This window comes from Dokdonia sp. Asnod1-B02, assembly GCF_045063955.1.
Taxonomy (GTDB): domain Bacteria; phylum Bacteroidota; class Bacteroidia; order Flavobacteriales; family Flavobacteriaceae; genus Dokdonia.
On the sequence record NZ_JBEFNW010000002.1, the window covers coordinates 1176289 to 1191220 of the forward strand.

Genomic DNA, 14932 nt, shown 5'->3' on the forward strand with positions numbered 1-14932 from the left:
AAGCGTAATTAATAAGAACTATGAAACAGCAGCTTTAATCTGTTTCATTGCATCCTTTATGTTTTCTACACTAGCTGCATAAGATATACGTATGCAATCTGGATTTCCAAATGCTTCACCAGTAACCGTCGCAACATTTGCCGCTTCAAGTAAGTAGAGTGAAAAATCTGAAGCATTTTCGATTTTTGTTCCACCTAATGTTTTTCCGAAGTAGTAAGAGATATTTGGGAATACATAAAATGCACCTTCTGGCTCGTTACATTTAAAACCTTCAATATTATTTAGTAAGTCTAGTATCAAAGTTCGACGACTTTTAAACTCGTCTATCATGTATTGTACTTTGCTTACTGGAGCTTCTAGAGCCGTTATTACAGCACGTTGAGCGATACAGTTTGTACCACTAGTAATCTGTCCTTGCATTTTATTACAAGCGCGAGCTATATATTCTGGTCCGCCTATGTAACCTACACGCCATCCCGTCATTGCAAAAGCTTTTGACACACCGTTTACAGTAACTGTACGATCGTACATGTCTGGAAACTGAGCCATACTAGCGTGCTCACCTACATAGTTGATGTGCTCATATATCTCATCGCTTACAACGATGATGTTTGGATACTTAACAAGAACGTCTGCTAGGCCACGTAATTCTTCTTTACTGTAAATAGATCCAGAAGGGTTGCAAGGAGAGCTATACCAAAGCATCTTAGTCTTAGGAGTAATAGCTGCCTCAAGCTGCTCAGGAGTCATTTTGAAATTAGTATCTATAGAAGTTGGTACTTCAACAGGCACACCTTCTGCAATTTTCACAATATCTGAGTAGCTTACCCAGTAAGGGCATGGTAGTATTACCTCGTCACCTGGATCAAGACATACTAATGCAATATTAGCAAGTGATTGTTTTGCTCCAGTAGAAACTACAATTTGCGGTAGTTTATAATCGAGCTTGTTGTCTCTTTTAAATTTTGTTATGATTGCCTCTTTTAACTCTACATAACCATCTACAGGAGTGTATGAGTTATAGTTGTCATTTATCGCCTGTATTGCGGCATCCTTTATAAAGTCTGGAGTATTGAAATCTGGTTCTCCTAGGCTTAAACCTATGATATCTTTTCCTTCTGCTCTTAATTCTCTTGCTTTGGCAGCCATTGCTAGTGTTGCAGAGGTAGCCATTTCTGTTACACGGGTAGATAGTTTATTCATACTAGGAGATTATATATTATGTTGATATAAGTTTTGTACTGCAAGTTAACAAAAAGTGCCAAATCCTTAAGAGATTTGGCACTTGATATTTTCTGAAAAATTACGCTTGTTTTATGCAGTAATCGCAGGTTTCATTCCCATGTTTTTTAGGTGATTGAAGTGAGCAACGAGTGCCTTTCTTGTTGTTTCATACTCATGATAAGGAAGGTTAAACTCATTTGCTGTTTCTCTTACAATCTTACTAATCTTTGTATAATGTACGTGACTAATGTGAGGGAAAATGTGGTGTTCTACCTGGTGGTTTAAACCTCCAGAAAACCAGTTCATGATTTTATTTTTCGTAGAAAAATTTACTGTCGTAAATAATTGGTGTATCGCCCACGTATTTTTCATGGTTCCAGTCTCATCAGGTAATGGCATATGTGCATCTTCAACCATGTGTGCAAGTTGGAAAATCACACTTAAAATTACTCCAGCTACGTAGTGCATAATAAAGAATCCTATTAGAATTTTCCACCATGCAAGATCCATCACAATCATCGGGATCACAATCCACATACCTAGATAAATAGATTTAGTGATAAGAAGTGTGCTCCATTGTCTCGCAGGGCTTTGTAGTTTTCCATAAGATAGTTTGCGCTTCATGTAGCGTTTCATTTGGAAAAAATCTGTAGTAAGTGCCCAGTTAAAAGTAAGAAGTCCATATAAAAACACAGAGTAGTACTGCTGGAATTTATGAGCCCAGTGCCATTTTCCATGTTTTGAAAAACGTAATACACGTCCAGCTTCCATATCTTCATCGTGACCGTGTATATTAGTATAAGTGTGGTGAAGTACATTGTGTTGTACTTGCCAGTTATACACATTACCAGCTAGTATATAGATACTACTGCCCATTAATTTGTTGACCCATTTTTTACTAGAAAATGAACCGTGATTTCCATCATGCATAACATTCATACCTATTCCAGCCATTCCTACACCCATTACAACAGTAAGAAGTAACTGCAGCCACGTAGGCATATCAAGAGTTAAGAATAAAAAATAAGGAACTAAGTATATAGCAAACATGATAATCGCCTTGAGGTACAATTTCCAGTTACCAGTGCGTTTTATATCATTTTCTTTAAAATAAGAATTTACACGTTTATTCAGCGTTCTGAAGAATTTTGCTGAGTCCGTGCGCGAAAATTTAATTGTATTTTCCATAATGTTGTAATTACTCTAACATAGCGCACTTTAATTCAAGATATTGCACTGTGTATAGCGTTTTTCTCTCGCTTTCGCGAAAAAGTATTTCTTTTATAATAGCCTTGTAAAAGTAATACTTAATCCCGCTCACAGCTATGAACCTGCGTTAAAATAATAGGGAGTAAAATGGTACTTTTACAGTCCTAATATACTACTAATGGATATCATATTAAAATACTTTCCTGATCTCACCGAAACTCAAATCGAGCAATTCTCAAAATTGAAGGATTTATACCACGACTGGAATCTTAAAATCAATGTTGTGAGCCGTAAGGATATTGATGAAATATACTTACGTCATGTACTACACTCACTGGGCATTGCAAAGGTACAGCGATTTAACCCTGGAAGTAAAATTCTTGACGTGGGTACTGGAGGAGGATTTCCAGGAGTACCACTAGCGATACTACACCCAGAGGTGAATTTTCACCTAGTAGATAGCATTGGTAAAAAAATCAAAGTAGTAAACGAGGTTGTAGAAGGACTTGGTATTACAAATGTAAAGACAACAAACGATCGCGTTGAGACCGTAAAGGATCAATATGACTTTGTAGTTTCTCGCGCAGTAGCTCAAATGGAAACATTTGTACACTGGGTAAAAGGTAGAGTTGCAAAAAAATCTAATCACGAACTCAAGAATGGAATTCTCTACTTAAAAGGTGGCGATCTTACAGAAGAGCTTCAAAAATATACGACGACCACTATTTATGAGCTTCCTTCATTTTTTGAAGAAGAGTTTTTTGAAACTAAAAAGGTAGTACACTTACCTATGAAGTTTAAAGGGTAACACTGTTATAATCATAGTTTTGATTCCAAAGTTTATAGTAAGAATGCTTATTATAAATTTTGGAATTTTTCATTTTAAAACTTTTTTAAATGCACGAGGCAACCTTTTGTAAATAGCCTGCGTCTTTATAGATAGAAACCCATCAATCAAGTATGAAAGTCATACAGTTTAATAACGAGAAACAGCTTATTAAAAAAGCTATAAAAGGCAATAGAGATGCTCAACGAGCGCTCTATGAGCAGCACGCGCCTAAGATGCTAAGTGTGTGTCGTTATTATATAAAGGATGTACATCAGGCAGAGGAGGCCATGTGTAATGGTTTTCTTAAAGTATTTACAAAGCTGGATAGTTTTAAAAATGCAGGGAGCTTTGAGGGATGGATACGCAGGATTATGGTAAGGGAAAGCATTTCTTACTTACGTGCGATAAAGACGTTGTACTTCACAGAAGATGGTGAGATTGAGAGCAACGATGCTATAAATAATATCCAGACAGATCTCGAGGTGGCACACATCCAGAGTTTAATAGATGATCTGCCAGAGGGATACCGTGTAGTTTTTATAATGTATGCTATAGAGGGATACAAACACAAGGAGATAGCGACTACACTAGGAATAAGTGAGAGCACCTCAAAAAGTCAGTTGTTTAAGGCAAGGAAGCAATTGCAAGCAAAACTTGAAGAAGAATTAATTAATAATGGGACCAATGAAGTTAGAAGATAATTTTAAAGAAAAGTTGGAAGGTCGCCGTATAGCACCTACCGCATCTGCTTGGGATCGTATAGAGGGCAAACTTGAGACGGAGCAGGGAAAAAAGAAGAATGGCATAGTGTTCTGGCTTGCTATTGCGGCTAGTTTTATTGCAGGTGTTTTTCTTACAGCTGTCATTTTTGGAGGTGATACTGATGGAATAGAAAATCAAATAGTACAAACGCCAGAAACTATTAATAATACCATCGATAAAGAAGATGCAAGTAATATTAATTTAAGGAACACTGAGGACATACAGGTGGTGGAGGTTGTAGAAAAAGATGGTGCAGCAGAGGTGGAGAAGGATGAAGTTACGCTTTCGCGAAAGCGTGATGCGAAGCAAAAAACTAATACTGCTGCTACCAAAACATACCGCAATAATTATAAGCCAACAGCCACAGTTGCTTCAACTAAAAACTATGCCGTAGCTAAGGTAGATAAGGAAAATGACGGAATGGTAAGTGATAAGTCACTTAATAAGACAAATGGGTTTCAAGAAAAAACTGGCGTAACAGTTGTTGATGCAAGTGACTATTCTGTAACGGATGATGAGGTGGATATGCTACTTAAAAATGCACAAACTGAAATAAAGCGACAGAAAATCTATGAAGCACAAACTCCAGTGGTAAATGCAAACGAATTACTGCTAGATGTAGAGGCAGAGGTTGATCCAGACTCTTTTAAAGATAGAATGTTCCGCACGCTCAAAAAAGAATTTAATAGAGCTGTAGAAGCAGTTGCAAATAAAGATAATTAAGAAAATTCATCAATAACGCGCCATCATCGAGCGCACAAAACACAAACAATTATGAAGTCAATTTTTAAAATTGCCCTAGCGGCAACAGTGATCATCTTTGCCCAAAATGTACAAGCACAAGAGGTTGAGGAAGTCAAGAAAGAAGTCTCTGGGGATATCGTGAGCCAAGTGTCGGCTCTAGAAAAAAGAAAAGAGCAATTAACAGAAAACTGGAAACAAACACTTAAAAGACGTATTGAATATATAAATGCGCAACAAGAGAAGCTAGATCTAAGCGCTGCTGAAGTAGAGGAGGGAAAAAAAGAAGCAGCAGAAGAAATAGCACTTAATATAGAAAATGAGTTAGCAATTATTGATAATCAAATAGAATTAGTGAAGCGTACTGGACACATGAATCCCTATTATGGAACTTCGGTTGAGATAGGATTAGGAGGTGTTGACCGAGATGGTAATAGAATATTAGGAGTTGCTGTAAATAGAAATAAACCTGGAGTAACAAATTATGACAGACGCACCTATGGAGAAACCGTTTTTGCATTGGGTCTTAATAATGCGATAAGTGATGATGCAGATATAGGTGATGACTTTTCTATAGGTAAATCTACGTTTGTGGAGTTGGGGTACGCTTGGAAAACGAGAGTTTTTAAAAATTCTGGAGCACTACAGTTTAAGTACGGACTCTCTTTACAGAGCAATTTCTTATCTATTAAGGACAACAGAACTTTAGAAAGCCTAGAAGGAGGAAATACTTTTCAAGAATTTCCATTTGATCTTAAAAAGGCAAAAATCAGAGTGACAAATCTTGTGGTGCCCTTGCATTTTGAATTTGGAGGATGGAAGAAAGAACAGAAGGAAGATTATGTGCGTTACAGAACGGGTGGCAAATTTAGAATGGGAATAGGTGGATATGCAGGGGTGCGCTTAGGAACTCAGCAAAAATTAAAATACAAAGAAAACGGAGACCGTATAAAAACGAAGTCACGTCAAGACTACGACGGTGATAACCTAGTTTACGGACTGTCAAGTTACATAAGAGTAACTGGAGACCTTAGCTTGTATGCTAAGTACGATTTGAGTTCGGCGTTTAAAACGGTAGAGCTAGGAGAGGTAAATAATATTTCTCTTGGATTGCGATTAGACTTATAGGTTCGTTGTTACGCTTTCGCGAAAGCGTGATTAAAAAAGAATAGCTCAGATATTTAAATGTCTGGGCTATTTCTATTTGAGAGTGATTCAATTTTTTATCAACGATGAGGTATGTTATATTGAAAACTGTTGTAATTTAAAGTACTTTTGCAAGCTGCCATTGGCACTTCTTAATTAACACGCTGTACTGCCTTGATATCCAAAGAAACCATAGATAAAGTTTTTGAAACTGCTCGTGTAGAGGAGGTGATAGGCGATTTTGTAGTTCTTAAAAAGTCGGGGTCAAACTTTAAAGGGCTCTCTCCATTTTCTGACGAGCGCACGCCAAGTTTTATGGTGAGTCCTGTTAAGCAAATTTGGAAAGATTTTTCTACAGGTAAAGGAGGCTCTGCTGTTTCATTCTTAATGGAGCATGAGCATTTTAGCTATCCAGAAGCCATAAAGTACCTTGCCAAAAAGTACAACATTGAGATAGAGGAGACAGAGCGTACAGATGAGCAAAAGGAGGCTGCAAATGAGCGTGAGAGTATGTATCTCGTGAGTGAGTATGCTCGTGATTACTTTCATAAAACAATGCTCAACTCTGAGCAAGGAAAGGCAATAGGTCTTTCATATTTTAAGGAAAGAGGTTTTACGGCAGCAACTATTGAAAAATTTGAGTTAGGTTATAATCCTGATCAATGGGATGCTTTTACAAGTGAGGCCATACGTCAAGGATACAAACTAGATTACTTAGAAAAAACCGGACTATCCATTGTAAAGGAGGAGAAACAATTTGACCGATTTAAAGGTCGAGTAATGTTTCCTATACACTCTATGAGTGGTCGTGTGCTTGGTTTTGGAGGTAGAATACTAGATAGTAGTAAGAAAGCTGCAAAGTATCTTAACTCTCCAGAAAGTGATATCTATCACAAGAGTAAAGTGCTTTATGGTATCTATTATGCAAAGCAATCTATAGCAAAGGAAGATAACTGTTACCTAGTAGAAGGCTATACGGATGTAATCCAGATGGTACAGTCTGGGATAGAGAATGTAGTTTCTTCTTCTGGAACAGCGCTTACTCCAGAGCAAATACGATTAGTAAATCGTTTGACAAAAAATATTACGGTTCTCTTTGACGGTGATGCCGCAGGACAGCGAGCTGCGCTAAGAGGAATCGATTTGATTCTTGAGCAGGGAATGAACGTAAAGGTGTGTTCTTTTCCAGAGGGTGAGGACCCAGATTCTTTTTCGCGAAAGCATAGTAAAGAAGAAATCGTCGCGTTCTTTGATGAAAATGCAAAAGACTTTATACAGTACAAAGCAAATCTTCTTGTAAAAGAGGCAGCTGGTGATCCTATTAAAAAGGCAGATACTGTACGCGATATGGTGGAGAGTATTTCAAAAATACCTGATGCTATAAAGCAAGAAATATATGTGCAAGAGTGTGCACGTATCATGGAGGTTTCTGAAACAGTTCTTTATAATACGCTTGCTCAAATACTTAAAAAAGATAAAAAGGAAACTGTAAAACAAGATCGAGGTAATCAATCACCACCACCAGAATTTATGTCTGTGGTGCCAGATGAGATGCCTAATGCTGTTGAGAAAGTTAATGTGCTTTATGAACTTGAGCGCAAACTTATAGAGTCATTGCTTTTATATGGTCAAGTAGAGGAGGATTTTGAAGATCTTGTTCTTAAAGAAAATGAGGATGGTAGTCTTGAGCTAGAGCCTATCATTCATAAGGCGAGAGTTTTTGAGAAGATTTATCTTGATCTTCAAGATGATGAGGTGGAATTTACAAATGACCTCTTCAAGGTGCTCTATGGTAAAATAGTGGCACAAATGCATTTGGATAATAATTTTCAGGTTCAGAACTTTATCAACGAGCTAGCTCCAGAGGAAGCTAGTGAGATATCTAATATTATTCTCAATGATGAGAAGTATGAGCTTCACCGCTGGGATACACGAGAGGTTTATGTGCGTAAGAAAGATACTTCTGTCGGGCAGTTTGTTACGGAAACAGTATTGAGCCTCAGAAAATATCTTATTACAGAAAAGATAAAAGAGTTGATGAATCAAACCAAGGATAGTACAGACAATAAAGAAATCATAAAAGATATTCTTGATTATCAATCTCTCAATACATTGCTAGGTAATAAACTAGGGCGAGTACTATCTGTCTAAACGTGACTGCTCTGTAATAATCTTGCGTGCTTTATAAGCTCTGCAACGTTTTGTGCTTCTAGTTTTTTAAGGAGTCTCATTTTATAAGTACTTACTGTCTTCTCGTTAATGTCTAGCTCTGCTGCAATTTCCTTATTGCGCTTTCCATTAGATAATAAGTTTAATACTTCTATCTCTCTACTAGAGAGTTTTTTATACTTAAATGCTAGTCCTTGTGTTGCGTTACCATCACTTACGAGTCTCTGACTTAAAGCTTCATTAAGGTAGATTCCTCCTCGCTGTACTTGGTTTATGGCATTAAGCACGCGCTGTATAGAAGCGGTCTTTGCTACATAACCAGAAGCACCATATTTTATAGCGCTTAAAGCGTACATCTCTTCTGGATGGCAACTTAATACTAGTATCTTGATGTGAGGAAATTCTCTTTTTATAGCCTTTAGTGCAGTAATGCTATTGAGGTTGGGAATGTCTATCTCGAGAATGAGGATGTCAATCTCTGTTGTAGTCAGGGTGTTAAGTAGGTCATTACCATCGTTAACATGTCCTATAACTTCATAGTTCCCTTCCGCGAGAAGTATGGAAGTAATTCCTTTACGCGTTATTGGGTGGTGGTCTGCTATTAAAACTTTGTTCATTAGTTATTTTGTTTAACAAGTAATGAAACAAGTGATTGAGGGGTAGTACTTGTTTGTTTGCACTGCAAAGTACGCTCAATTGTTTATAGTTTAAACCTTTTTGATGATTTATTCGTTCAAATACCTACTTTTTTAGGTTAACGGGGATATTGCAGACCGGTATAGGGTTCATTTTGTGCAAATTGGCAGTGTTTAATTTCTTATAAAGATCAAAAACTCGTCGTTGTTCTGTAGTAAAAGCTTCAACAGTTTTGTTATTATCATCACTTTTAAGTAGCTCATCTTGATGCATTGCCCATTCAAGTTGGTCATAAGTTGCGCCGATTTGATCTTCATCCGTACGATCATCTCCCCATAAGCCATCGGTTGGAGCTGCGTTCTGTATGCTTTCTGGAACGCCAACTGCTGCTGCAAGTTCAAAAACTTCAGATTTCATAAGGTCTGCAATAGGGCTGAGGTCAACGCCGCCATCACCATACTTTGTGTAAAATCCTACGCCAAAGTCTTCTACTTTATTACCTGTACCAGCAACGAGGTATTTATGAAGACCCGCAAAGTAATATAAGGTACTCATGCGAAGTCTAGCTCTTGTGTTTGCTAGGCTTAGGTTGAGCTGCTCGCTGTCTTCTGCAGCTGGGACTGCGCTTTTCAATTGTTCAAAGGTTTCTGTAAGATTCACCTCTAAGCTCGAGACATTTGCAAAACGCTTTTTGAGCTGGTTGATATGCTCCTTAGCACGAGTCACCTGGCGCTCATCTTGATGTATAGGCATTTCTACACAGAGAACACGTAGTCCAGTTTTTGCACAAAGTGTTGAGGTAAGTGCACTATCAATACCGCCACTTATACCTATTACAAAGCCAGTCATTCGGGCGTTTGTTGCATATTCTTTAAGCCAGTTTACAATGTGGTCTACTACTTTATCGGTTTGCATAGGTTGCTCTGTTTTGAAGTGCTTTAAATTGGTACTTTTGTATCCTTAAATGTATGAAATATACACTTTAAGAAAAGGACTCGTTTTTCTTGAATATAAAGATACAAACTCTATGAATAAAATACTTATAATTCTGTCATTGCTGGTATGCCTTACTAGTTGTACAGAAGACACAAAGACTCCACCAGAAATCAAAGCAATGTCTGTAGATATGAAGGTGAGAAGATTTGATCAACTGTTTGCAGCTGCTTCAAAGGAAGATTTAGCGCCACTAAAAGCAGAGTTTCCGTATTTGTTTTCAAAAAAAATTCCTGACGAGTACTGGGCACAACGTTTTACAGATACGATACAGCTAGAAATTAACGAGGAGATTGCAAAAGTCTTTCCGGATTTTGAGAGTGAAAAAGCTTCTATAGAAAATCTTTTTCGTCATATTAAGTATTACTTCCCAGAAACTACAGTTCCTAAGGTTGTAACCTTAACTACAGAGGTAGATTATAGAAATAAAGTGGTACTAGCAGATAGCCTCTTGTTAATAGGATTAGATACGTACTTAGGTGCAGACCATCATTTTTATGTAGGTATTCCAAAATTTCAAAGCAAGAATTTTAGAAAAGAGCAGATGCCAGTAGATATAGCAGCTGCATTTGCAAAAACTAAAGCTAATAGATTACGTCAAAAGGATTTCCTTTCTGAGATCATACATGAAGGTAAAAAGTTATACCTCATGCAGCTATTGCTTAGTGAGACACCTGCACATGAAATATTAGGTTATACACCTGAGGAGTTATTGTTTGCACAAGAGAATGAAAAAAATATGTGGGAGTTCTTTGTAAAAAACGAACTGTTATATAGTACAGATAGAAAGCTTTTAAGTCGTTTTATAAATCCAGCGCCTTTCTCAAAATTCTATCTTTCCTTTGACAATGAGACACCTGGTCGAGTGGGGAGATATATAGGTCATGAGATTGTAAAATCATATATGGATAACAACGATGTGTCGCTTAAAGTCTTATTGAATCAAGATGCAACTATTATCTTTGCAAACGCAAAATACAAACCCTAAGGAATGGCTAAGAAAGAAAAATCTGAAATTAAAATAGCAATCGAACTTGATGAGAATCGTGTTCCAGAAAGTATGGCTTGGACCGCACGTGATGGTGGAGTAGCAAACGAGGAAGCAAAAGCAATGCTTCTTTCTTTATGGGATCCTAATCAAAAGGAGACTGTGCGTATTGATTTATGGACAAAAGATATGCCTGTAGATGAGATGCAGCAATTTTTCCATCAAGTACTTGTGGGTATGACAGAGTCTTTTCGTCGTGCTACAAATGATGAGAAAATGGCAGATACTATGAAAGATTTTGCAGATTATTTTGCAGAACACCTTGACCTTGAAGATAAAAAGTAAGCTTCACAAACTATTGTTTGTGTACAACGCAAACTCTGGCGCAATAAACGCCCTTTTAGACGCAGCTCATAAAGTGGTGCGTCCACAAACCTATCAATGTGCACTCTGTGAGATTACTCACGGAGTGTTTAAGGAAAAGGAGGAATGGTTACGCTTTCGCGAAAGCGTACATACTCCATTAGAATTTCTTCACAAGGATGAGTTTTTAAAAGCTTATAAATCTAAGTGGTTGCCTAAGTATGAATTTCCCTTGGTGCTAGCGGTTACAGAAGCTGGTCTGGAAGTTGTAATAAGTGCAGATGCATTTGCTGGTATTGCATCTTCTCAAGAACTTATAGAGCAAGTCAATAAAATTATAGAATCCTATTAGTTGACCTAGTTATTAGTAGCCCGGCTTTAGGTTTTCATTGAGGTCTTCTATGTAGCCTAAAATTTCATCTTGACCATCACCATGAGATGCGCTACTCACAAAGTATTTAGGAAATTCCCACCATACACCATCAAGCATAATTTTCTTGTAGACTTCTATATTACGTTCTAGTGCTTGTGGACGTAGCTTATCTGCTTTGGTAAAAATGATAGAGAATGGAATCTCTTTTTCGCCTAAATATTCCATAAACTCCATGTCTATTTTTTGAGGCTCGTGACGACAATCTACAAGCACAAAGGCAGAGATCATTTGCTCGCGTTGCTCAAAGTAATCTGTAATGAATTTTTGGAAGTATTTTTTATCTTTCTTAGATACACGAGCATATCCGTAACCAGGTAAATCTACGAGGTGCCAGTTTTCGTTAATCAAGAAGTGATTAATAAGCTGTGTCTTACCAGGTCTCCCAGATGTTTTTGCCAGACTCTTACGGTTAGTAAGCATATTAATAAGCGAAGACTTTCCTACATTAGAGCGGCCTATAAAGGCGTATTCTGGGATGCGAGTGTTAGGACACTTTGTGACTTCGGAGTTACTTACTACAAAAGAGGCAGACTTGATTTTCATATCGCAAAAATAGTAATGTAATCGTTTAATAAAGAATATGAAGCACATTATATGCTCAAAGCACTAATAAAGACCTAGCGCTTTTAGTAAATTTATGCAATAGCTGTATGTAGATACCGAATTGAGGCTTTTTAAAACCCTCTTTGTTTAAGCCACTTCAACAAGATGTCGTTAAACTCTGTTGGTTTTTCCATCATAGCTGCATGACCACATTCCTCTATCCAAAACAGATCTGAGTCTGGAAGTAGTTTATTAAAATCTTCTGCAACCTCCGGTGGTGTAACACCATCTTGACGTCCCCAGATAATACAAGTAGGTGTATTCATGTCTGGAAGGTCTTGTGCCATGTTATGACGTATTGCGCTTTTTGCTATAGCAAGCGTCTTAAGTAATTTGTTGCGATCGTTTACTGTATCATATACTTCGTCTACTATTTCCTTAGTAGCGCACTCTGGATTATAAAATACCCCTTGTGCTTTCTTTTTGATGTATTCATAATCTCCACGCTTAGGGTAGCTTTCTCCCATTGCACTTTCATAAAGTCCAGAGCTGCCTGTGATTACAAGAGCCTTTACTTTTTCTGGAGACATTTTTGTGTGATACAGTCCCACATGACCACCCATAGAATTACCTAGAAGAATTACTTCTTCATAGCCTTTCATTTCAATAAACTCATCAAGATACTTTGCAAACGATTTTACCCCAGTTTTGATAAGAGGCATCGTGTATACTGGAAGTTCAGGAATTACCACTTTATACCCATTGTCCGAGAAATGAGAAGTCACTGCATCAAAATTACTCAAGCCTCCCATTAAACCATGTAGAATGATAATTGGTGTCCCTTCGCCTTTTTCTAGATAAGTAAATTTCCCTTCGGTAATTAAGTCGTGTTTCATAAAAGTGGTTAGTAATCGGTACAAGCAAATATAGTTATTTCGGTTTTGATTAGTTGCTCTTTTTTTACAATGGTCTTAATGCATGATACTGAGCATTTTTAAGGTTATAACAAGTTGTTTTGGTGCGCTTTCGCGAAAGCAAAAAAAGAAAATTAAGCTCAAAATAGAAAAAAATTAAAAAATTCTAGCCATCAACATATTGTTAACAAGTGGAGGAAGGTGGTACAACTTATCAACAAAGTGGTAGAATGTGGTAAAAAGTGGTAATATTTGCGCTATATTTGAGTTAATACATAAAAACTAACCTATCTCGAGTGATTAACCTCATTGGAACATACGAATGTAAAATAGACGCTAAGGGCCGACTCATGTTGCCTCAAGCGTTTAAAAAGCAGCTGGCTCCTATCCTTCAGGATGGTTTTGTGCTTAAGCGCGCTGTGTTTCAAAAATGTCTTGAGTTATATCCTATTGCAGAGTGGAACACGCTAAGTGCAAAGGTGAATAAGCTTAATCGTTTTAATAAGAAGAATGATGAGTTTATACGTCGTTTCAATGCAGGTGTTAAGCCAGTAGAAGTTGATGGAACAGGAAGAGTTTTAGTATCGAAAGATTTAGGAAATTTTGCAAAACTTGAGAAGTCGATTGTGGTAAATGCTGCTTTCAATATTCTGGAGATTTGGGATAAGGATTTATACGAAAAAGCCATTGATGAGGCAGCAGTAGATTTTGCAGATCTTGCTGAGGAAGTGATGGGAGATAGCGATATACCAGATGGATTATCATAACCCAGTATTATTAAAAGAGACCGTAGATGGTCTCAATATCAAGCCAGATGGCGTCTATGTAGATGTCACCTTTGGTGGTGGTGGTCATTCTCGTGAGATTTTGAGTAGGCTAGGTCCTGAGGGGAAACTTTATGGTTTTGATCAAGATGTAGATGCTCAAGAGAATATTATTGAGGATGAGCGATTCACGCTTATTCCAGAAAACTTTAGATACATCAAGCGATTTATGCGTTTTCATGGTGTAAAAAAAGTAGATGGAATTCTTGGTGATTTTGGGGTGAGTTCGCATCAATTTGATGTTGCAGAGCGTGGTTTTTCTACTCGTTTTGAGAGTGATCTCGATATGAGAATGAATCAAAAAGACGTTTTATCTGCTTATAACGTGATCAATGATTATGAGGAGGAAGATTTAAGGCAGGTGTTCTGGCAGTACGGAGAACTTCGTAATGCGCCTAAGCTTGCTAGCACTATTGTGCAAGAGCGCAATAGTCAGTTTATAAAAACAAGTGAGCATCTCAAAAAAGTGTTAGCTCCGTTTTTGCCTAAGCATAGAGAGCATAAAATTCTTGCTCAGATTTATCAGGCAATTCGCATTGAAGTAAATCAAGAGATTGAAGTGCTTAAGGAGTTTTTAATGCAAACAGAGCAACTGCTTGATGCGGGTGGGAGAATAAGCTTGATAAGCTATCACTCGCTTGAAGATCGTCTCGTGAAGAGGTATATAAGAAGTGGGATGTTTGAAGGTGAGCCGGTGAAAGATATGTATGGAAATTTTGAAGTTCCTTTTAAGAAAGTAGGGAAGCTCATTATTCCAGATAATAAAGAGGTAAAATTAAACAACAGAGCACGTAGTGCAAAGTTGAGAATCGCTGAAAAACTTTAAGGGACACAGTGAGCAAGTTTAATAATATACTCAAGGGTAAATTTCTAGTAGACGAGGATGCCTTTAAAAACTGGAGGATGATCATCTTTATTTCTGTACTAGCATTAATCATGATTGCTAGTTCGCACAGAGCAGATGAGAAGGTCTATGAGATTGCAAGGTTAAAAGAAGAAGTAGCCGAGCTGAGAAGTGAAGCGGTAGACAGTCGAGTAAATCTCTGGAAGTTAAAAACAAATAGTAGTGTGGCAAGAGCGCTAGAAGCAAGAGGAATTAAACCTTCTAATGTGCCGCCAAAAAAGATAAAAGTAACAACAAAAGAAACAGATTAATAA

17 protein-coding genes are annotated in these 14932 nt (G+C 37.4%); 11 read left to right on the plus strand and 6 right to left on the minus strand.

Annotated elements, in window-relative coordinates; translation table 11 throughout:
* Positions 1-18: 18 nt before the first annotated feature.
* Both ACJJVU_RS05360 and ACJJVU_RS05365 read right to left on the minus strand, forming a co-directional pair.
* Positions 19-1203, minus strand: a complete 1185-nt coding sequence (locus tag ACJJVU_RS05360; RefSeq protein WP_405223031.1) for a pyridoxal phosphate-dependent aminotransferase — start codon at positions 1201-1203, stop codon at positions 19-21.
* Positions 1204-1314: 111 nt separating this feature from the next.
* Positions 1315-2412: an acyl-CoA desaturase gene (locus tag ACJJVU_RS05365; protein WP_108876857.1), complete on the minus strand. Its 1098-nt coding sequence runs from the start codon at positions 2410-2412 to the stop codon at positions 1315-1317.
* Between the two features lie 199 nt (positions 2413-2611).
* Between ACJJVU_RS05365 and rsmG the strand changes: the two genes are divergently transcribed.
* From rsmG to dnaG, 5 genes are all read left to right on the plus strand, one after another.
* A complete protein-coding gene (gene rsmG, locus ACJJVU_RS05370; protein WP_405223035.1) occupies positions 2612-3241 on the plus strand; it encodes a 16S rRNA (guanine(527)-N(7))-methyltransferase RsmG in 630 nt (209 codons plus the stop codon).
* A 152-nt stretch (positions 3242-3393) separates the two neighbouring features.
* Positions 3394-3963, plus strand: coding sequence for an RNA polymerase sigma factor (locus tag ACJJVU_RS05375; RefSeq protein WP_405223038.1), 570 nt, complete (start codon positions 3394-3396; stop codon positions 3961-3963).
* Complete coding sequence (locus ACJJVU_RS05380; protein WP_405223041.1) at positions 3947-4747, plus strand: hypothetical protein; 801 nt, start codon at positions 3947-3949, stop codon at positions 4745-4747. The genes ACJJVU_RS05375 and ACJJVU_RS05380 overlap by 17 nt, the downstream gene beginning before the upstream one ends.
* Positions 4748-4798: 51 nt before the next feature.
* Positions 4799-5893, plus strand: a complete 1095-nt coding sequence (locus ACJJVU_RS05385) for a hypothetical protein (protein WP_405223044.1) — start codon at positions 4799-4801, stop codon at positions 5891-5893.
* Positions 5894-6085: 192 nt separating this feature from the next.
* A complete protein-coding gene (gene dnaG, locus ACJJVU_RS05390) occupies positions 6086-8062 on the plus strand; it encodes a DNA primase (protein ID WP_405223047.1) in 1977 nt (658 codons plus the stop codon).
* On the opposite strand, the gene ACJJVU_RS05395 is transcribed toward dnaG, so the two are convergent.
* Positions 8059-8697, minus strand: coding sequence for a response regulator transcription factor (locus tag ACJJVU_RS05395; protein ID WP_013751366.1), 639 nt, complete (start codon positions 8695-8697; stop codon positions 8059-8061). The two genes, dnaG and ACJJVU_RS05395, sit on opposite strands and share 4 nt — an antisense overlap.
* A 124-nt stretch (positions 8698-8821) precedes the next feature.
* On the minus strand, positions 8822-9631 hold the full coding sequence (gene nadE / locus ACJJVU_RS05400; RefSeq protein ID WP_405223050.1) for an NAD(+) synthase: 810 nt from the start codon (positions 9629-9631) through the stop codon (positions 8822-8824).
* A gap of 112 nt (positions 9632-9743) precedes the next feature.
* Between nadE and gldB the strand changes: the two genes are divergently transcribed.
* From gldB to ACJJVU_RS05415, 3 genes are read left to right on the plus strand one after another with little or no spacing between them, the layout of a single operon-like run.
* Positions 9744-10697, plus strand: a complete 954-nt coding sequence (gldB, locus tag ACJJVU_RS05405; RefSeq protein ID WP_405223053.1) for a gliding motility lipoprotein GldB — start codon at positions 9744-9746, stop codon at positions 10695-10697.
* A gap of 3 nt (positions 10698-10700) precedes the next feature.
* A complete protein-coding gene (gldC, locus tag ACJJVU_RS05410; RefSeq protein ID WP_013751369.1) occupies positions 10701-11042 on the plus strand; it encodes a gliding motility protein GldC in 342 nt (113 codons plus the stop codon).
* Positions 11043-11061: 19 nt separating this feature from the next.
* A complete protein-coding gene (locus ACJJVU_RS05415) occupies positions 11062-11412 on the plus strand; it encodes a GTPase (RefSeq protein WP_405223056.1) in 351 nt (116 codons plus the stop codon).
* Positions 11413-11424: 12 nt separating this feature from the next.
* Here the strand turns inward: ACJJVU_RS05415 and yihA are convergent, their stop codons facing one another.
* A complete protein-coding gene (yihA, locus tag ACJJVU_RS05420; RefSeq protein WP_013751371.1) occupies positions 11425-12036 on the minus strand; it encodes a ribosome biogenesis GTP-binding protein YihA/YsxC in 612 nt (203 codons plus the stop codon).
* Between the two features lie 131 nt (positions 12037-12167).
* Entirely contained in the window at positions 12168-12932 is a 765-nt protein-coding gene (locus ACJJVU_RS05425; RefSeq protein ID WP_405223060.1) for an alpha/beta fold hydrolase, read from the minus strand.
* 314 nt (positions 12933-13246) lie between these two features.
* On the opposite strand from ACJJVU_RS05425, the gene mraZ reads away from it, so the two are divergent.
* From mraZ to ACJJVU_RS05440, 3 genes are read left to right on the plus strand one after another with little or no spacing between them, the layout of a single operon-like run.
* Positions 13247-13717, plus strand: a complete 471-nt coding sequence (mraZ, locus tag ACJJVU_RS05430; protein WP_298328768.1) for a division/cell wall cluster transcriptional repressor MraZ — start codon at positions 13247-13249, stop codon at positions 13715-13717.
* Positions 13704-14600: a 16S rRNA (cytosine(1402)-N(4))-methyltransferase RsmH gene (gene rsmH, locus ACJJVU_RS05435; protein ID WP_405223063.1), complete on the plus strand. Its 897-nt coding sequence runs from the start codon at positions 13704-13706 to the stop codon at positions 14598-14600. The genes mraZ and rsmH overlap by 14 nt, the downstream gene beginning before the upstream one ends.
* An 8-nt stretch (positions 14601-14608) precedes the next feature.
* Positions 14609-14929, plus strand: coding sequence for an FtsL-like putative cell division protein (locus ACJJVU_RS05440; RefSeq protein ID WP_013751375.1), 321 nt, complete (start codon positions 14609-14611; stop codon positions 14927-14929).
* Positions 14930-14932 lie beyond the last annotated feature (3 nt).

Coding starts and splice junctions, on each gene's coding strand:
- ACJJVU_RS05360 (WP_405223031.1), bottom strand. CDS start 1,203: ATGAATAAACTATCTACCCGTGTAACAGAAATGGCTACCTCTGCAACA.
- ACJJVU_RS05365 (WP_108876857.1), bottom strand. CDS start 2,412: ATGGAAAATACAATTAAATTTTCGCGCACGGACTCAGCAAAATTCTTC.
- rsmG (WP_405223035.1), top strand. CDS start 2,612: ATGGATATCATATTAAAATACTTTCCTGATCTCACCGAAACTCAAATC.
- ACJJVU_RS05375 (WP_405223038.1), top strand. CDS start 3,394: ATGAAAGTCATACAGTTTAATAACGAGAAACAGCTTATTAAAAAAGCT.
- ACJJVU_RS05380 (WP_405223041.1), top strand. CDS start 3,947: ATGAAGTTAGAAGATAATTTTAAAGAAAAGTTGGAAGGTCGCCGTATA.
- ACJJVU_RS05385 (WP_405223044.1), top strand. CDS start 4,799: ATGAAGTCAATTTTTAAAATTGCCCTAGCGGCAACAGTGATCATCTTT.
- ACJJVU_RS05395 (WP_013751366.1), bottom strand. CDS start 8,697: ATGAACAAAGTTTTAATAGCAGACCACCACCCAATAACGCGTAAAGGA.
- nadE (WP_405223050.1), bottom strand. CDS start 9,631: ATGCAAACCGATAAAGTAGTAGACCACATTGTAAACTGGCTTAAAGAA.
- gldB (WP_405223053.1), top strand. CDS start 9,744: ATGAATAAAATACTTATAATTCTGTCATTGCTGGTATGCCTTACTAGT.
- gldC (WP_013751369.1), top strand. CDS start 10,701: ATGGCTAAGAAAGAAAAATCTGAAATTAAAATAGCAATCGAACTTGAT.
- yihA (WP_013751371.1), bottom strand. CDS start 12,036: ATGAAAATCAAGTCTGCCTCTTTTGTAGTAAGTAACTCCGAAGTCACA.
- ACJJVU_RS05425 (WP_405223060.1), bottom strand. CDS start 12,932: ATGAAACACGACTTAATTACCGAAGGGAAATTTACTTATCTAGAAAAA.
- rsmH (WP_405223063.1), top strand. CDS start 13,704: ATGGATTATCATAACCCAGTATTATTAAAAGAGACCGTAGATGGTCTC.